This window comes from Victivallis vadensis, assembly GCF_003096415.1.
Taxonomy (GTDB): Bacteria; Verrucomicrobiota; Lentisphaeria; order Victivallales; family Victivallaceae; genus Victivallis; species Victivallis vadensis.
Genome location: NZ_QEKH01000024.1, coordinates 56,744 through 71,567, shown reverse-complemented (window position 1 = coordinate 71,567; position 14,824 = coordinate 56,744). Strand labels below are relative to the sequence as shown.

At 58.9% G+C, this 14,824-nt stretch carries 14 protein-coding genes; 9 read left to right on the top strand and 5 right to left on the bottom strand.

Going from position 1 to position 14,824, the window contains the following annotated elements; translation table 11 throughout:
• The 5 genes from C8D82_RS21275 to C8D82_RS14105 all read left to right on the top strand — a co-directional run.
• Positions 1–590: hypothetical protein (locus C8D82_RS21275; protein ID WP_165833092.1), on the top strand; the 590-nt coding region annotated here is incomplete at its 5' end.
• A gap of 11 nt (positions 591–601) precedes the next feature.
• Positions 602–1,312 carry an SIMPL domain-containing protein gene (locus C8D82_RS14120; protein WP_116884934.1) on the top strand — a complete coding sequence of 237 codons (711 nt, stop codon included), beginning with the start codon at positions 602–604 and terminating at the stop codon, positions 1,310–1,312.
• A 236-nt stretch (positions 1,313–1,548) separates the two neighbouring features.
• Positions 1,549–2,142 (top strand): tetratricopeptide repeat protein, encoded by a 594-nt coding sequence (locus C8D82_RS14115; RefSeq protein WP_116884933.1) that lies wholly within the window; start codon positions 1,549–1,551, stop codon positions 2,140–2,142.
• Positions 2,143–2,233: 91 nt separating this feature from the next.
• Positions 2,234–2,983 (top strand): SIMPL domain-containing protein, encoded by a 750-nt coding sequence (locus tag C8D82_RS14110; protein ID WP_116884932.1) that lies wholly within the window; start codon positions 2,234–2,236, stop codon positions 2,981–2,983.
• Between the two features lie 11 nt (positions 2,984–2,994).
• Positions 2,995–3,705, top strand: coding sequence for an SIMPL domain-containing protein (locus C8D82_RS14105; RefSeq protein ID WP_116884931.1), 711 nt, complete (start codon positions 2,995–2,997; stop codon positions 3,703–3,705).
• Between the two features lie 140 nt (positions 3,706–3,845).
• Here the strand turns inward: C8D82_RS14105 and C8D82_RS14100 are convergent, their stop codons facing one another.
• Positions 3,846–4,127, bottom strand: a complete 282-nt coding sequence (locus C8D82_RS14100; RefSeq protein ID WP_133245212.1) for a hypothetical protein — start codon at positions 4,125–4,127, stop codon at positions 3,846–3,848.
• Between the two features lie 396 nt (positions 4,128–4,523).
• Between C8D82_RS14100 and C8D82_RS14095 the strand changes: the two genes are divergently transcribed.
• The 3 genes from C8D82_RS14095 (at position 4,524) to C8D82_RS14085 (ending at position 8,295) form a co-directional block, all read left to right on the top strand.
• Entirely contained in the window at positions 4,524–5,900 is a 1,377-nt protein-coding gene (locus C8D82_RS14095) for a hypothetical protein (RefSeq protein ID WP_133245211.1), read from the top strand.
• A gap of 90 nt (positions 5,901–5,990) precedes the next feature.
• Positions 5,991–7,337, top strand: a complete 1,347-nt coding sequence (locus C8D82_RS14090) for a GH1 family beta-glucosidase (protein ID WP_165833090.1) — start codon at positions 5,991–5,993, stop codon at positions 7,335–7,337.
• A 61-nt stretch (positions 7,338–7,398) separates the two neighbouring features.
• The gene (locus C8D82_RS14085; protein WP_116884927.1) at positions 7,399–8,295 is read left to right on the top strand and encodes an EamA family transporter; all 897 of its coding nucleotides are present in this window, start codon (positions 7,399–7,401) and stop codon (positions 8,293–8,295) included.
• A 29-nt stretch (positions 8,296–8,324) separates the two neighbouring features.
• Here C8D82_RS14085 and C8D82_RS14080 read toward each other — a convergent pair whose 3' ends face one another.
• The 4 genes from C8D82_RS14080 to C8D82_RS14065 are packed head-to-tail and all read right to left on the bottom strand — an operon-like array spanning position 8,325 to position 13,657.
• The gene (locus tag C8D82_RS14080; RefSeq protein ID WP_116884926.1) at positions 8,325–9,920 is read right to left on the bottom strand and encodes a hypothetical protein; all 1,596 of its coding nucleotides are present in this window, start codon (positions 9,918–9,920) and stop codon (positions 8,325–8,327) included.
• 13 nt (positions 9,921–9,933) lie between these two features.
• On the bottom strand, positions 9,934–11,778 hold the full coding sequence (locus tag C8D82_RS14075) for a cellulase family glycosylhydrolase (protein ID WP_116884925.1): 1,845 nt from the start codon (positions 11,776–11,778) through the stop codon (positions 9,934–9,936).
• A gap of 32 nt (positions 11,779–11,810) precedes the next feature.
• Complete coding sequence (locus C8D82_RS14070) at positions 11,811–12,581, bottom strand: type II secretion system protein (RefSeq protein WP_116884924.1); 771 nt, start codon at positions 12,579–12,581, stop codon at positions 11,811–11,813.
• Between the two features lie 11 nt (positions 12,582–12,592).
• Complete coding sequence (locus tag C8D82_RS14065; RefSeq protein WP_116884923.1) at positions 12,593–13,657, bottom strand: GntR family transcriptional regulator; 1,065 nt, start codon at positions 13,655–13,657, stop codon at positions 12,593–12,595.
• A gap of 226 nt (positions 13,658–13,883) precedes the next feature.
• On the opposite strand from C8D82_RS14065, the gene fabD reads away from it, so the two are divergent.
• Positions 13,884–14,798 carry an ACP S-malonyltransferase gene (fabD, locus tag C8D82_RS14060; RefSeq protein WP_116884922.1) on the top strand — a complete coding sequence of 305 codons (915 nt, stop codon included), beginning with the start codon at positions 13,884–13,886 and terminating at the stop codon, positions 14,796–14,798.
• Positions 14,799–14,824 lie beyond the last annotated feature (26 nt).

Here is a 14,824-nt window from a genome sequence, read left to right as displayed (position 1 = left end):
TGGTCAGCGACGCCCTGCGCGACTGCAACCAGAAAACGGCGGCGGTTTCCGAAGCGATCCGCAGGCAGTTCCCCGATGCCGCCATTGAGACGGAAATTGTCAATACGGGGAACCGGGATTTCGGAAACAGCGATCGGGACAGTTTCGCACCTGATGTGACGCGGCTGATTCAGGTTACGATCCCGGCTGACGCCAGACGCGCCGCGCAGATTCTCGACATCGCGTTGCGCATGGGATTGACTCCGTTTCTCGCCTCGCCCCATGCTGCCGCCGCAGATCAGCCCAGCAGCGCCGGTGCAATTCTCTACGGCTCCCGAGAGCCGGAAGCGGAGCTGGACCGGTTATACCGGACTGCCTGCCCCAAGCTGTGGAAACAGGCAGAAAGGCTGGCCCGGATGCGGAATTGCAAAGTGACGGGGCTGCAGGAACTCAACCATTTTCGCGTCCACCGATTTCAGAATACAGTCACATTCCGGTCCCTTCTGCATACCCTGCCCGTGGATTTTTACTCCAGCGATCCCGAAGAGGTCCGGATACCGCTGTTGCTCGTCGGAAAATTTGAAGTGATGGAAAACCCGAAACAGCCATAGGAAAGTTCATTATGAAAAAGTGGGGCTTTTGTTTGACCTTTTGTCTTCTCCTCTGCGCGACCGCCGGAGAAGTCCCGACTCTCGGAGTGGAAACAACGGTGACGGCAACCATGAAAGCCACCACCGCCTATGTGGCTTTTCTGGTCAGGGGACAGGGCTTGCTGATCAGTGATGCCCAGAAAGCGTGTGACGCCAAGATCACCGCGGTTTCCGAAGAGATCAAAAAGCGGTTCAAGGATGCCAGAATCGATACGACCACAGTCAATACCGGAACGAAGGATTTTCAAGGCTGGCGGGCACCGGGCCCCCAAATCGAACCGGACGTGACACAGCTTGTCACAGTAACCCTGCCGCCTGATGAAACACTGGCGGCGGAAATCCTTGATATCGCAATCAGAAAGGGCGCCATCCCTTTCTGTTCCGACAGGACGGAATTGCGCGGTGCGGTTTACTACGGCGTCGACAATACGGAAGCAGCGGAAGAACAACTGTATCAGGAAGCCGCCGCCAAATTGCGGAAAAAGGCGGAACTGCTTGCCAACTCAATGGAGCGCAAGGTGGTTCTTCTCCGGGACGTTCGCAGCTCCACGGACCGGAGTTCCTGCAACACGGCCAAATTTCAGGGGATTCAGTGCATTCTGCCTGCGCCAGTGTGTTCCAGTGATCCAAATAAGGTCAGGATATCGATGGATTTCGCCGCCATATTTGAAATTTCGGAATAATTCCATAAATTCAAGCCGGAGCAGTTTTACACAACGCCCGATTCCATATAAAATTATAAAAATGTTTTCCCTGCCTTTTCCCTCTTTTAACCTTTTCAGTGTCATGCTGTACGGTTTGAAGAGTTTTATCCGGATATTTTACCGGAAGGGGTTGCTTTTTCGCCTTTCCCCCATTAATTATATCTGGACGGCATATTGCCGTTCCCGAAGAAACATGCAAAAAAAGGAAACGGGAAATGAAAAAGCTGTGGATGATTCTGGGGATCGCGTGTCTCTGCACCGGCCTGTTCGCGGAAACTCAGGAGGAGAAACTGGCGCGGCTGGAGAAAAAGATCGACCAGTTGGAAAAAGCCGTGCAGCCGCTTCTCGCGCAGCAGAAGAAGCAGGAAATCACGCAGGAGCAGCAGAAGGAGGCCCGGAAGCGGATGGGCAAAGATTCCGGCAATTACTCCAGAGAGCAACTGCGCGAGATCGAGCAGATGTATCAGGCATGGCGGAAAGTGCCGGAAACAGAGCGGATCGCTTCACTGAAAGCACTGGCCGCCAAATATCCGAAGTCGAACCGGGCCGGTTGCGCATGGCTGTACGCCGCCCGTTGGGAAAAACCCGGCAAAACGCAAATCGAGGACCTGAAGCGGGCAATCGACGAATTCGGCGACTGCCGCTATGGCGATGGTGTTCAGGTCGGAGCCTATGCCCGTTTCGCGCTTGGCAAACTCCTGGAGAAAGACGGTAAGAAAGAGGAGGCCCAAAAATATTTCAACGAGCTGAAAACCTCGTTTCCAAATGCAATCGACCACAGCGGCAATCTGCTGATCGAGCGCCTGTGACGCAACCGTCCTGTTTTTCCGGAAACAACTTGCTTCCACAGTTGCAAGGATTTATATTACCGCATATCAATTCAACCGGAACAAGGAAAATATGAAGCGTATCATCGGACTGATCGCCGCGGCGGCAATCATGTGGAGCGTGGGGGCGGAAGAAAAGCGGCTGCCGCCTTTGAGTGTGGAAACGGAGATCGCCGCAACAGTCAGGCCGACCCATGCCTATATCCTGTTTCTGGCCGGCGGACAGGGCCTGACGGTCAGCGACGCCCTGCGCGACTGCAACCAGAAAACGGCGGCGGTTTCCGAAGCGATCCGCAGGCAGTTCCCCGATGCCGCCATTGAGACGGAAATTGTCAATACGGGGAACCGGGATTTCGGAAACAGCGATCGGGATAGTTTCGCACCTGATGTGACGCGGCTGATTCAGGTTACGATCCCGGCTGACGCCAGACGCGCCGCGCAGATTCTCGACATCGCGTTGCGCATGGGATTGACTCCGTTTCTCGCCTCTCTCAATTCATTCGCCTCAGATCAGCTCAGTTGTTCCGGAGCAATCTTTTACGGGATCAGAAATTTGGACGCAGATGTGGATCGGCTATGCGAAACAGCTTATCCCAAGCTATGGAAACGAGCGGAAAAGCTGGCGAAATTGCAGAGCTGTAAAGTTGTGAAACTACAGGAACTCGACCGCTATTTTATTCATCGATCGCGGAATCCAATCAAATTTCAGTCCATCGCACATACTTTACCGGTGGATTTCTATTCCGGCGATCCAGAAAAGATCAGGATCTCATTATCACTTGACGCAAAATTTGAAGTAATGCCAATCCAAGAGCTGCCTTAAGGAAGTTCATCATGAGAAAGTGGATATTTTGTTTGATTTTCGGCTTATTATTTAATGCGTTCTCCAATGACGAGCCGGTGTTGGAAATAAAAACGACAGTCACAACTACTGCGAAAGCTACAAATGCCTATGTGGCTTTTCTGGTCAGAGGACAAGGTTTGCTGATCAGTGATGCCCAAAAAGCGTGTGACGCCAATATCACCGCGGTTTCCGAAAAGATCAAAGAGCGGTTCAAAACTGCCCAAATCGATACGACCACAGTCAATACCGGAACGAAGGATTTTCAAGGCTGGCGGGCAGCGGGAGCCAAAATCGAACCGGACGTAACGCAGCTTGTCACGGTAACCCTGCCGCCTGATGAAACACTGGCGGCGGAAATCCTTGATATCGCAATCAGAAAGGGCGCCATTCCCTTCTGTTCCGACAGGCCGGAATTGCTCGGTGCGGTCTACTATGGCATCGACAATACGGAAGCGGCGGAGGAACAACTGTATCAGGAAGCCGCCGCCAAATTGCGAAAAGAGGCGGAACGGCTTGCCAACTTGATGAAGCGTAAGGTGATTCAGCTTAAAAACATCCGTCGTTTTCCAGAGCGAAACAATTCCAGTACAGCCGAATATCGAGAAATCCGCTGTTTTTTGCCGGCCGCCTTTTGCTCCAGCGATCCAAATAAGGTCAGGATATCGATGGATTTCGCCGCGATATTTGAAATTTCGGAATAACTCCATAAATTCAAGCCGGGCAATTTTACACAATGTCCGATCCGTATGCAATGAAACCGGTTACATGCAGTCTGCCCCGTGCCGTTTCAGCGGGGATAACAGCACAACCAGTTGACCATTCCGGGCGCCATTTGAAATTTCTACCAGTACACCAGCCGGAAATGGCAACGTCCGGTAGCCGGATCGTGCCATAACTGCCGCAAAATTTCACGGCGCTCGTCCTCGAACTGATAAAATTCAGCCTGTCTTCTGAACTCCGAACTCCACCACGGGAATCTTTCCGAATCGGAATCATAACCCTGATTGCTTTCCCGCTTCAACTCCTGCTGTTTCACGATGGCATCCACCACATTTGGAGGAGCTTTGAATGCCAGCAGGTATTTTGGCATCCCCGCCCCACTCATCCGCATAGAAATAGACATCAGTGATCTCCTTGGTCGGCCGGAAGCCGAGATTTGCTTCAAATCCTTTACGGTTGGCTGCCGTATCCGGTTGATCAATATCGCAGGGAGAACAGGCAAATAAAAGCAGTAGTAATAAAAGAGCAATAATCGAATATAATTTCATCACATTCTTCCCAAGTCGTTAATTGCGGTATAAACCGCCCCAAGTGAAAATACCCTGTGCACTTTCTGGTTTCATATCACTCCATACCGCCCTTATCCGTCTGCTCTTTTGAATACGTTAATGTACTTCCTCCTGCCAGTGAATCAAGTTCTTACAGAAAGCTTTTTGTCAACTTATTTCGGAATGAAGTTGACAAATTCCGCACTGTTGGAAGCTGCCGCGTCGGCAGCGTAACAAGTGAAAGGACTGTGATGATGCCGGATATTCAAGATGTATTTCTCCCTGATTCTTCCTCCAATGCCGCCGCGGAGCTGCGCCGCTCGGTCTCGGCGCGGGCGGTGCAGAATGCCGTCCGGGACTATCTCGCCGCCAACTGGTGCGGCAGCAGCCCGGTCACATGCGACGAACTGCCGGTCGACGGCGACGGGATTGCGGTAGTATTCCATTCAGAAGGACCGGTCAAGAGCGATCAGAGCGGCGACCTTCTCTCATTTGTTTTCAATGTGACCGGGCGGGGAGCGGCGCGGGTCAACTTCCGCGACTGCTTCGCCCGGCTCGCCGCCGGCTGTCCCGAATGGGGCGGCAAGGTCACCACTCAGGCTGGTTCGGAGGTGTGGCTTCACTCGCTCGCCGCCGGAAGCGTCAGTTTTGAAGGGCGCGAGCATCAGGGCGTCGTCAAGGAATTCGGCAGTTTCACCCTGACTGCCGAGGTCGCGATGAGCGGTTCGACGTTCACTCCCGGCGAATGCCCCGAGGAGGAAGGCGCCGAAAATGCCGAAAAACGGCTCGCTTACCGGGCGGTCGACTCCGGTGTGGTCGAAACCGCGCTGGCGGCATGGTTCGGCGGCTGCACGGCCGGAACGCTCCCGGAATTCGGCGAGAGCGTCGCAGTGCGGGTGGTTTCGGCCGAACCGTTTGAAACGGCGGAGCATCGCGACTACACCGCGAAGCTCGAAGGCCGTTCGGTGCGGGGCGCCGCTTTCCTGCGCGAAATGGAGGAGCGTTACAACCGGCTTCCCGTCTCCGGCGTGACCGTGGCGCTGCCGGGCGGTTCGCAGGTGGTCTTTTCCGCCCTGACCGCCGACGACAATCTGGAGTTCGGGCTGGAAACGCTGCTGGGCTGCGAATTTCAGACCGCCTCTTTCCGATTCAAAGTACAGATCGACCCGGCAGAGAGCAGCTTTGTTCCCGCCGACTACCCGGAAGTGATCCCGCCGGACCGCAGCGCGGGACGGCTCAACGGAGTGCGGCTGGAACGGGCGCTGGCCGGCATGATCGCGTCGCAGCTCCGGCTCAAAGTGGACCGCGAAGTGGTGCGCGGCGGCTTCGGCGCACCGCTGCCGGACGCCTCCGAACCGGCGGTAGCCGCGGAACTGACCGGTCTGGAGGCGGTGAACTGTCCCTCCGGCTGGAAGCTGACCTTCACGGCCACGCTGCGGGACTCCGACCGCACCCGGCTGCTGGACCGGCTCTTCCTGCTGGAAAGCCTGCTGCCGCGTTATGAATTCATGCTGGACGGCTTTGAAGTGGCCGCCCTCTGCAAAAAGTCCGCCGCACTGAAGTCCGTCAGCGATCGTGGACGAACGCTGCATCAGGCGCAATTCCCGATGGAGTTGACCATCGTGTAACGGAATTTCCGCCGCTTTTCCTTGAACTCCTTTTTCCGGGCATGTATTTTAATGATATTCAAAACTACCACCGGAAAAAGGAGTTTTTTTATGGATTACCGCATGCCGGAACATTTTCTGTGGGGCGCCGCCACCGCCTCATTTCAGGTCGAAGGGCATCTTGAAGCGGACGGCGCGGGGCCGTCGAACTGGCTGGATTTCTGCCGAAAGCCCGGCACCGTCGCCAACGACGACATCCCGCTGGTCGGCGCGTCGCAGTACACGCTCTACAAAGAGGATGTTCAATTGATGAAGTCGCTCGGCATAAAGGCGTACCGCTTTTCCATCGCCTGGCCGCGCGTGTTCCCGGAAGGGACCGGCGCCCCGAATCCGAAGGGGCTGGACTACTACAACCGGCTGGTCGACGAACTGCTCGCCAACGGCATCACCCCCTATGTGACCGTCTTCCACTGGGACCTCCCGTCGGCGCTGGAACAAAGAGGCGGCTGGCGGAGCAAGGAGACCAGCCGCGCACTGGCCGATTACGCCGGCTATGTCGCGTCGAAGCTGTCGGACCGGGTCAAAAACTTCTTCACCGTCAACGAGATCATCTGCTTCACCGCCTCCGGCTACGAGGCGGGACGGTTCGCCCCCGGCTTGAAGCTCGATCCGAAAACCGTGAACCAGACCATCTACAACGGCTGCCTCGGACACGGCCTCGCGCTGAATGCGATCCGGGCCAACTCCCCCGCCGACGTGCGGGTCGGACTGGTGGACAACCCGCTCAACTGCGTGCCGGTCTACGAGACGCCGGAGCACATCGAAGCCGCCCGCAAGGCGTTCCGCATCCGCAACAGCCGCATCCTGACACTGATCCGCGAGGGGCGCTTCACCGACGAATACATCGCCGAGCAGGGCGGAAACATGCCGGACTTCACCGACTCCGAACTCAAAACGATCGCGACGCCGATGGACTGCCTCGGGCTGAACATCTACACGCCGGAGCACATCGCCGCCGATCCGGCCTCCCCCTACGGCTACCGGACCGTGCCGAAAAGCGATTCCCACCCGGCCATGAACGTCGAATGGCTGAAGCTCGGCCCCGAAAGCATCTACTGGACGCTCCGTTTCTGCAAAGAGCTGTGGAACGAAAAGAACCTCTACATCACCGAAAACGGCTGTCCCGCCGCCGACCGGCTCACCCCGGAGGGCGAGGTTCTCGACACCGACCGGCTGATGTACCTGCGCGAACACCTGCGCGGCGTGCAGCGCGCCGCCGCCGACGGCATCCCGGTCAAGGGGTATTTCGTGTGGAGTCTGCTGGACAACTTCGAGTGGGCGGACGGTTTCCAGAAACGCTTCGGCATCGTCTACGTGAACTACTCCACTCTGAAGCGCACGCCGAAGCTCAGCGCGAAGTTCTACCGCGACACCATCGCCGCCAACGCGGTGCTGTAACGGAATCATATTTCAACCGTGCCGGCAACCAGCCGGCGCATTTTTCACAAGGGGGACAGGTATGTTTCTCGGTATCGTCGCCGGGCTGGCCTGTGCGTTGTTCCAGTCGGTTTCCTATGTGTGCAGCGCCGGATTCATGCTCAGGTACAAGTCGTCGCTGCGGCTGGTGATCTTTTCCCAGCTGGTGATGGGGGCGTTCTGCCTGCCGTTCGCGCCGTTCCTGTTCCCGCCTCAGCTGCTGGAGTGCCTGCCGGAATTCATCCTGTGGGTGATCGCGTGGATCGGCTGTTTCACCGTGGGGCAGATCGGCTTCTTCACCACGCTGCGCTCGATCGAAGCGAGCCGGATGTCGTCGCTGCTCGGCCTCAAGATTCTGGTGCTGGCGATGATCTGCGTGCTGTTCGCCGGAACGCCGCTTTCCGGACTGCAATGGTTCGCCGTGCTGCTCAGCACGGTCGCGGCGGTCGGCATGAACTGGAGCGGCGGCGCGCACTTCACCCGCAAAGGGCTTTTCTGGCTGCTGGTCACCCTGGTCGCCTACTCGCTGACCGACATGGTCGAAACCCGGCTGGTGCTGCTGCCGAAAAGCGGCAATATCATCCGGGACAGTTTCGCGATCGGCACCGTCTGCTACGCCGTGCTCGGCATCCTGACGCTGCCGCTGCTGGCCCGGTTCCGCTGGAGCACCCGGCAGTTCGTGAAAGCTGCCCCGTTCGCGGTAAGCTGGTATCTGTCGCAGGTGGCGCTTTTCGTCTGCTTCGGTTTGCTCGGCACCGTGTTCGGCAACGTGATACAGGCCAGCCGCGGGCTGATCTCGATCGCGCTCGGCATCCTGCTGCTGCACTACGGTTTCGGCAGGCTCGACGCCCGGATCAGCCGCGCGATGTGGCTCCGCCGCGCCGCCGCGGCCATCCTGATGGCTGCCGGCATCATTCTCTATTCACTTGCGAAGCTGTAGCCTTCGCCTCCGGCGAGTCCCTTTCAGGGTCATTCATACAGCGGCGGCCGGATCGCGCGGTGCATCGGTCCGAGTTCTTCGGAATATTTCGGCAGGCCGTAGAGTGCGATCAGCTCACGAAGCGCGGCGACGGCGGTTTCGGACTGCACGGTCCGGCCGACCAGACGCTCCACATCGAGTACGGCGCGCAGATAGATCAGCCGCCAGCGCCAGCTCCGGCGGCCGGCTTCCGGCAGGGCCGCATCCAGCTTTTCCGCCAGCGCCAGCGCCTTCTGCGCCAGTCCCGCCGGAGCCGCGTCCGGATCGTTGACATGGTCGAGTTCCAACAGGCGGCAGAGGGCGAGAAACTCCTCCGGGTCCGCGCCGTAAAGCTCGTAATCGGCGTATTCGCGCAGGGTCGCTTCCGCGGGACGGTCGTTCCAGTAGAACTGCAGCTCGATCACTTTGTTGAGGTCCTCGTAGATGCCCTCGGAGTAGAGCATGCAGCCCTGCGCCTTTCCCTTCACCTGATTCCACAAACCGGTGAAATGCCGGGGCAGGACGGTTGCGCCGAAGCCGCCCCACGGCCCCAGCCCCCACATGCTGATTTCCGGAAACGTGATCAGCGGCACGCCGCCCGGCAGCTCATGTTCCAGCGGCCAGCGGGGAAAGTCGCCGTGCCCGTCCGCGACCACGTAATCGATCCACGGATTTTCCCTCATGCGGGCGGCCAGCCCCTCCCACTCCTGCCGGTCGAAGGTCCAGGTGGAGACGATAAAGCGCGCGTCCGACCGCACCGCGCGGATTTCACGCGCCATCTCCTCCGCCGTCCGCAGGAAACCGTTGCTGCCCCACGGCGAACACGCCTCGCAGGTGCAGCCGCCTTCGTCATAGGGCCAGAAGCGCCAGAAATGGATCGGCAGATCCCTGACCCGCTCCAGATAGTTCCGGAAATTGCGCATCACATATTCGTGTCCCTCCGGCTTGGAGATGCAGACGTTCCGGCCGTTGTTGCCCCGTCTGGGATCGGTGTTCGGCCTGGCGTACAGCTCCTTCGGCGTATTGCGGAAGGACTGGTTCACATACACGTCCGTCGAAATCTTCAGGCCGATCGCGGCGAAGGAGCGCACCAGCGCCGCCATCTTATCCATCTGCGCCTTGAGCTGCGGATTCTCCCAGTCGTCGTCGAAGTCGATCACCGGCAGGATCAGCAGATGCACGGAATTCGCGCCCCACAGTACGAGGTCCTCAAGGCAGCGCCGCTGCACCGGCTCCGGCGCGACCTGCCAGAAATTGTGGAAATGCCCGGCGCAATAGACCTGGCGCAGCCGTCTTTCAGGCTTTTCCGCGAGCTTCAGTGCGGAACAGCCGAACCCGCCCGCCCGCCACCGCTGCGAACGCAGGAACTTCCCCACGCCGTACAGGAGGCCGAGCAGGTCGCCGCCGGCGACGGATGCGTATGCGCGCTCCGGTTCACAGTGCAGCGCAAAACTTTCCGCGGCCAGTTCCGGCTTCACGGCCAGTTCGATCTTCAGGCCGGACTGCTCCTCCGCAAGGCCGCGTTCCGTCAGCCGCTCCCGCAGGATACGCCCGGCGACGGGGTCGCTTGAGGCCGTAATGTGAAACGACTGAAATTCCCTGCTCATCTCTCCGCCCCCGTTATCGCACCGTTATCTTCGTATCCTCCGCGGGCGTCAGGAAACGGACCTGCGTGCCGCGGTATTCTTTGCCGTCGACCGAATAGACGGTTTCCGGCTTCACCCCCCAGACGGCGAGCACCTGTTTGCCGTCCTCCGCCCGCTTGAACAACAACGCCCAGACGGCCGGATCGTCCGACAGATTGCGGATGAATTGCGGGGTCGAGCCGAGCGCGGCGGTCATCTCCCGGAAAGCGTGCCAGGCCGGTTTCGGCGTGAAATCGCGGCGGACGATCCCGAAATTGTCCTCCCCCTCCGCCGGGTTGGTCCCCTTGTTGCGCAGGTTGTAGATGAAGATGCGCTTGACGCCATTCGCGATGTAGGAGAGGTAGACCCGCTGCAGGCGGTTGGCCTGCTGCGCCTCCGAAAGCCCGCCGGTCAGCAGCAGCGTATTGGCGATGATCGCCCCTTTCCAATCCTTGAACGTATACAGCGCGAGCGGATGGCCGATCACCCGGCCATTGTTGTCGACGATATCCACCAGCGGAGTGAAAGCATCCCCCGATTTCAGGTTGGCGTCGGTCATCCAGCGGGTCGAATAGACCGAACGCAGCGGCTTGATCCCTCCCGCGAGGCCCGCCTCGGTGGTTTTCACGTTGAAGGTGGAGCGGGGCAACCCTTTTTTGGTCCACCATGCCTGAAAGCCGATCCGGAACTCCGGGTGCAGCGTGCCGCAGTCGTCTTTGTCGATCCAGTTGCCGTTGGGCTGCCGGATCTTGCGGACATAGAACGGCACCTGCCCGGAGGCGATCATCACGCCGCCGCGCTCCACATAGCGGCGCAGCGGTTTCACATACGGGTCCTGCACCGTCAGACGTTCGCAGCCGATCACCACCGGAATCCGGGCCGGATCAAGTTTGTCGAGCTGCCGCGGGTCCAGCGGCACGATCTCCGCGCCGGGCAGCCATTCGCGGGCGGTCAGGAATTCGGCGCCGGGATTCACGAGGTCCTTCAGCGCGCCGACTTTCAGCTTTTCCGGGAACGACCGGCCGATCTTCTCCAGCGCGAGCCGGATCGCCTGAACCATCATATCCGGCTGCTGGTCCATCAGGCTGGAACGGTTGCTGGAGCCGCCGCATTCGGTGATCCAGAGCTCCTTGTCCGCGTCGCCGTTCGCGGCCAGCAGCGCCTTGAACCGCTCCACGCCCAATGCCATCTTGGCGCTGGCGTCCGGCCCGTCGCCATAGGGATGGACCGCGACCGCGTCGAAATGCCCCTTGCCGCCGGCAAGATAGATGTCTTTCATATAGGAGTCGTTCCAGTAGCACATTCCGCCGACGATCACGGTCGCATCGGGATCGACCGCCTTGATTTCGCGGTAGGCGATTTTCAGCAGCTTCACATACTGGGCGGCATTCGGGGCGGGCCGCCAGAAGCCGCCGTCCTGCTCGTTCCAGATTTCGTATGCGTGGATTTTGCCCTTGTAATGTTCCGCGACGGCGCGCACATAGCTGCGCCACTCATCGAGATGCTTGTAGAGCGGACGGCACTCCGGACGGATTTCCCAATCATATCCCTCCAGCACCGGCAAGACCTGAATCCCTTTGGCAGCCAATTCCTCAACCAGCTTGTCCGGACGTGAAAAATTGAATTTTCCGGGTTCTTTGCAGATCATGCCGAATCCGAAATCGGTACGCATCCACTCCGCCCCAGCTTCGGAAGTCATCTTGATTTCATTCTTGAACTCCTCCGGGGTACGGGACCAGAAGGGATGGGACATAATCCCCCACGGCGAGTCGGAACCGAATGCGGCGGTACTCAGGCATGCTGCAGCAAACCAGCCGGTGATGTGACGGAAAAATTTCATGTTTCAGCCTCTTTCTGTTGTTGAAACCGCAATCAGCGGATTTCGCCGAGTTCTCTGGAAACCATACGTTTTACCTTCATGGTTCCGGTGGTGAGCGCGGCGCGGCTCATCGTGGCGGTATGCCCGTCCATGAACGAAACCTGAGCCTGATCGTTATGTCCGAGCCAGATACCTCCCGGACCGCCGCTGTCCCGCACATTATCGCTGCGCCAGTAATAGTTGCCGCGGATAGCCCGTTCCCAGTTGCCGATTCCGACCCGTGCAGTATCGGCATAAAGATGAAGTTCGGAAGGGCGCCGGGCACGGCTGGTCGAATATCCCTGAAACGCAACCCCTCCCGCTTTCACCCAGAAATCACCGGTGACGGGTTTGATTTCCGGATACGTGGTCCCGTCCCAGGCCGGATAATAGAAACCGTTGGTATTCCACTGTTCAAAATCATCCTGCATATAGGAACCGGAGAGCGGACAACTGAACAACTTATGGCGTTCTGCGGGCAAATAGGCGACACCTCCCAGAATCGGCGTATAGCTGTGCGTCTTTTTGGAAGCATTGTAAGACCAGCGGTTTCCGGTCAGAACATAGGAAAACATGTGTGCATCGGCAATCTTCCACACCATAAAACCGCTGAAGTCGTTGGCATACAACTGCTGAGCCTGTATCACCTGTTTGTGGCTGCTGGTACAGAGCGACATTTTGGCGCGTTCCCGCGCCTTGTTCAGCGCGGGCAGCAGCATCGACGCGAGAATGGCGATAATTGCGATCACGACCAACAACTCAATTAAAGTGAAAGCTCTTTTCATGACGGATTCTCCTATTTTTTGGGGGCTTTTAAATTTTTAACGGATTCACGTTCGATCAGGCTCGGGTTGGCGCGAATGTAGATCGTGGAACTGTCGTGAGTCTCCTCACGGCGGTCAAGCTCGGCGGCGAGCCGCCGGGCGCACTCGGTCTGGCAGCCGCTGACCGTGGTCAACGGCGGCATGAAGAAGTCGGCGTTGCGGTCGTTGCCGTAGCTGATGATGCTGACTTCGTCCGGCACATGCAGGTCGAATTCAGCCAGCGCGGAGATGATGCCCTGCGTGGACTCGTCGCTCATCGTGAACAGACCGGTGAAACCGCAGCGGTGCGCGGCCAGATATTCGGCCATCGCGTCGTGGGCGCATCCGGTCGAATAATCGCCGGGATGGATTTCGCACGGAATTTCGACGGCCTCCGCACCGAACAGCCGGGCGGTGTTGACGAATCCGGCGATCCGGTCGACGATGTCGTGGTTGCGCGGTTCGGAGGCGATCACCGCGAGCTTGCGGTGTCCCTTGCGGATGAATCCGGCCGCGGCCAGCATCCCGCCGTACTCGCTGTTGGCGCAGACCGAATGGATCGACACGCCATAGAGATCGTTCCACATCATCACCGTTTCCCCCGGAAGCCGGGCCAGTTCGCCAAGTTCCTCCCGGCTGACCAGACGCCCCGGCCAGATCAGGATGCTGACGGCGGCGGCGGTTTCCGCGACAACGCGCAGGATACTCCCCTGATGGTCGTAGGGCACGATCGAAAAATCCCACCGTTCGGACCGCTTCGCGAACTCGGCGCGCAGATCCTGTGAAAAGCGCCGGTTCCCCTCGCTCGGCCAGTCCGGCAGAAACACCGCGACCCGTTTGCGCGGCGAAGTCTGCTTCACATAGATGCCGCTGCCGGGGCGGGCTTCGACGGCCTGCTCGCGTTCCAGCTGCTCCACAGCCGCATCGATCACGCGGCGGCTGACGCCGTAGCGGAGCATCAGCTGGCGCACCGAATAGAACCGGCTGCCCGGCGTGAAGCGCAGCAGTTCCCGGCGCAGTTCGCCGTAAACGGCGTCGGTCCGTTCCTGCAGAATCATGTCTGTCCTCCTGTCTGGTTTCGCATCTGTTATTATTATGATCGATGTACACGGTTACTGCAAATAATGTACACGGTTTTAGTACCGGGTACAATTCTATTTTACCGTGTCCGGTCCGATGAAAGCGCCGATTTCGGGCCGCAACGCTTGAAAAAGCGGAATTTGCGTGTTAGATTAGGTTTCCAAACATCGTGAAAAAGGGCCAACAATCTGGAAAGGTAATGGAATGAAAGCTTTTTTTGTGTTTTCCGGACAGGGCGCGCAGACGGTCGGAATGGGAAAAGATCTGGCGGAAGCCTTCCCCGAAGCCAAGGCGCTGTTTGACGAGGCGGACGCGGTGCTCGGCTATGAGCAAAGTTCGATCATCTTCAACGGCCCCGCCGAAAAACTGACCGAAAGCCGTTACTGCCAGCCCGCCATCTACACCATGAGCTGCGCGGCGCTCGCCGCATTCAAAACCAGATATCCGGATGTGACTCCGGTCGGCTGCGCCGGCCTCAGCCTCGGCGAATACGGCGCGCTGTACGCCGGCGGCGCCTTCACTTTCGCCGAAGGGCTCAGACTGCTCGCCCAGCGCGCGGAGCTGATGGACAAAGCCTGCCGCGCCACTTCCGGCGGCATGGCCTCCGTGCTCGGCGGCGACGCCGAAATCATCAAGGAAGTCTGCGCCGCGTGCGAAATCGACGTCGCGAACTTCAACAGCCCCGGCCAGATCGTGATCTCCGGCGAGAAGGTGAAGCTCGCGAAAGCGGTCGAGGAGCTCAAGGCGCGCGGCATGCGCAAGATCATCGTGCTGAACGTCGCGGGCGCGTTCCATTCGCGGCTGATGAAGCCGGCGGGCGAGGCGCTTGAAAAGGTGCTCGAAGAATCTCCGGTCGCGATGCCGCGGATTCCCGTCTACCACAACTTCACCGCGGCTCCGGCCGCCGATGTCGCGCAGCTCCGCGCGAACCTCGCGGCTCAGGTCGCCGGTTCGGTGCGCTGGGAAGAGTGCGTGCGCAACATGGTCGCCGCCGGCGGCGACACCATGATCGAATTCGGCCCCGGCAACGTGCTGACCGGCCTGCTGCGCCGCACGCTGCCCGAAGTCCGGGGCCTCAACGTGAACAGCGCCGAAACGCTGCGGAATATCGAATTGTAAATCGGAATCAATCTCTACATTCAAGG

Excerpts from the sequence above, each read along its gene's own strand:
- C8D82_RS14120 (WP_116884934.1), top strand. The coding sequence starts at position 602 with ATGAAAAAGTGGGGCTTTTGTTTGACCTTTTGTCTTCTCCTCTGCGCG.
- C8D82_RS14115 (WP_116884933.1), top strand. The coding sequence starts at position 1,549 with ATGAAAAAGCTGTGGATGATTCTGGGGATCGCGTGTCTCTGCACCGGC.
- C8D82_RS14110 (WP_116884932.1), top strand. The coding sequence starts at position 2,234 with ATGAAGCGTATCATCGGACTGATCGCCGCGGCGGCAATCATGTGGAGC.
- C8D82_RS14105 (WP_116884931.1), top strand. The coding sequence starts at position 2,995 with ATGAGAAAGTGGATATTTTGTTTGATTTTCGGCTTATTATTTAATGCG.
- C8D82_RS14100 (WP_133245212.1), bottom strand. The coding sequence starts at position 4,127 with ATGTCTATTTCTATGCGGATGAGTGGGGCGGGGATGCCAAAATACCTG.
- C8D82_RS14095 (WP_133245211.1), top strand. The coding sequence starts at position 4,524 with ATGATGCCGGATATTCAAGATGTATTTCTCCCTGATTCTTCCTCCAAT.
- C8D82_RS14090 (WP_165833090.1), top strand. The coding sequence starts at position 5,991 with ATGGATTACCGCATGCCGGAACATTTTCTGTGGGGCGCCGCCACCGCC.
- C8D82_RS14085 (WP_116884927.1), top strand. The coding sequence starts at position 7,399 with ATGTTTCTCGGTATCGTCGCCGGGCTGGCCTGTGCGTTGTTCCAGTCG.
- C8D82_RS14080 (WP_116884926.1), bottom strand. The coding sequence starts at position 9,920 with ATGAGCAGGGAATTTCAGTCGTTTCACATTACGGCCTCAAGCGACCCC.
- C8D82_RS14075 (WP_116884925.1), bottom strand. The coding sequence starts at position 11,778 with ATGAAATTTTTCCGTCACATCACCGGCTGGTTTGCTGCAGCATGCCTG.
- C8D82_RS14070 (WP_116884924.1), bottom strand. The coding sequence starts at position 12,581 with ATGAAAAGAGCTTTCACTTTAATTGAGTTGTTGGTCGTGATCGCAATT.
- C8D82_RS14065 (WP_116884923.1), bottom strand. The coding sequence starts at position 13,657 with ATGATTCTGCAGGAACGGACCGACGCCGTTTACGGCGAACTGCGCCGG.
- fabD (WP_116884922.1), top strand. The coding sequence starts at position 13,884 with ATGAAAGCTTTTTTTGTGTTTTCCGGACAGGGCGCGCAGACGGTCGGA.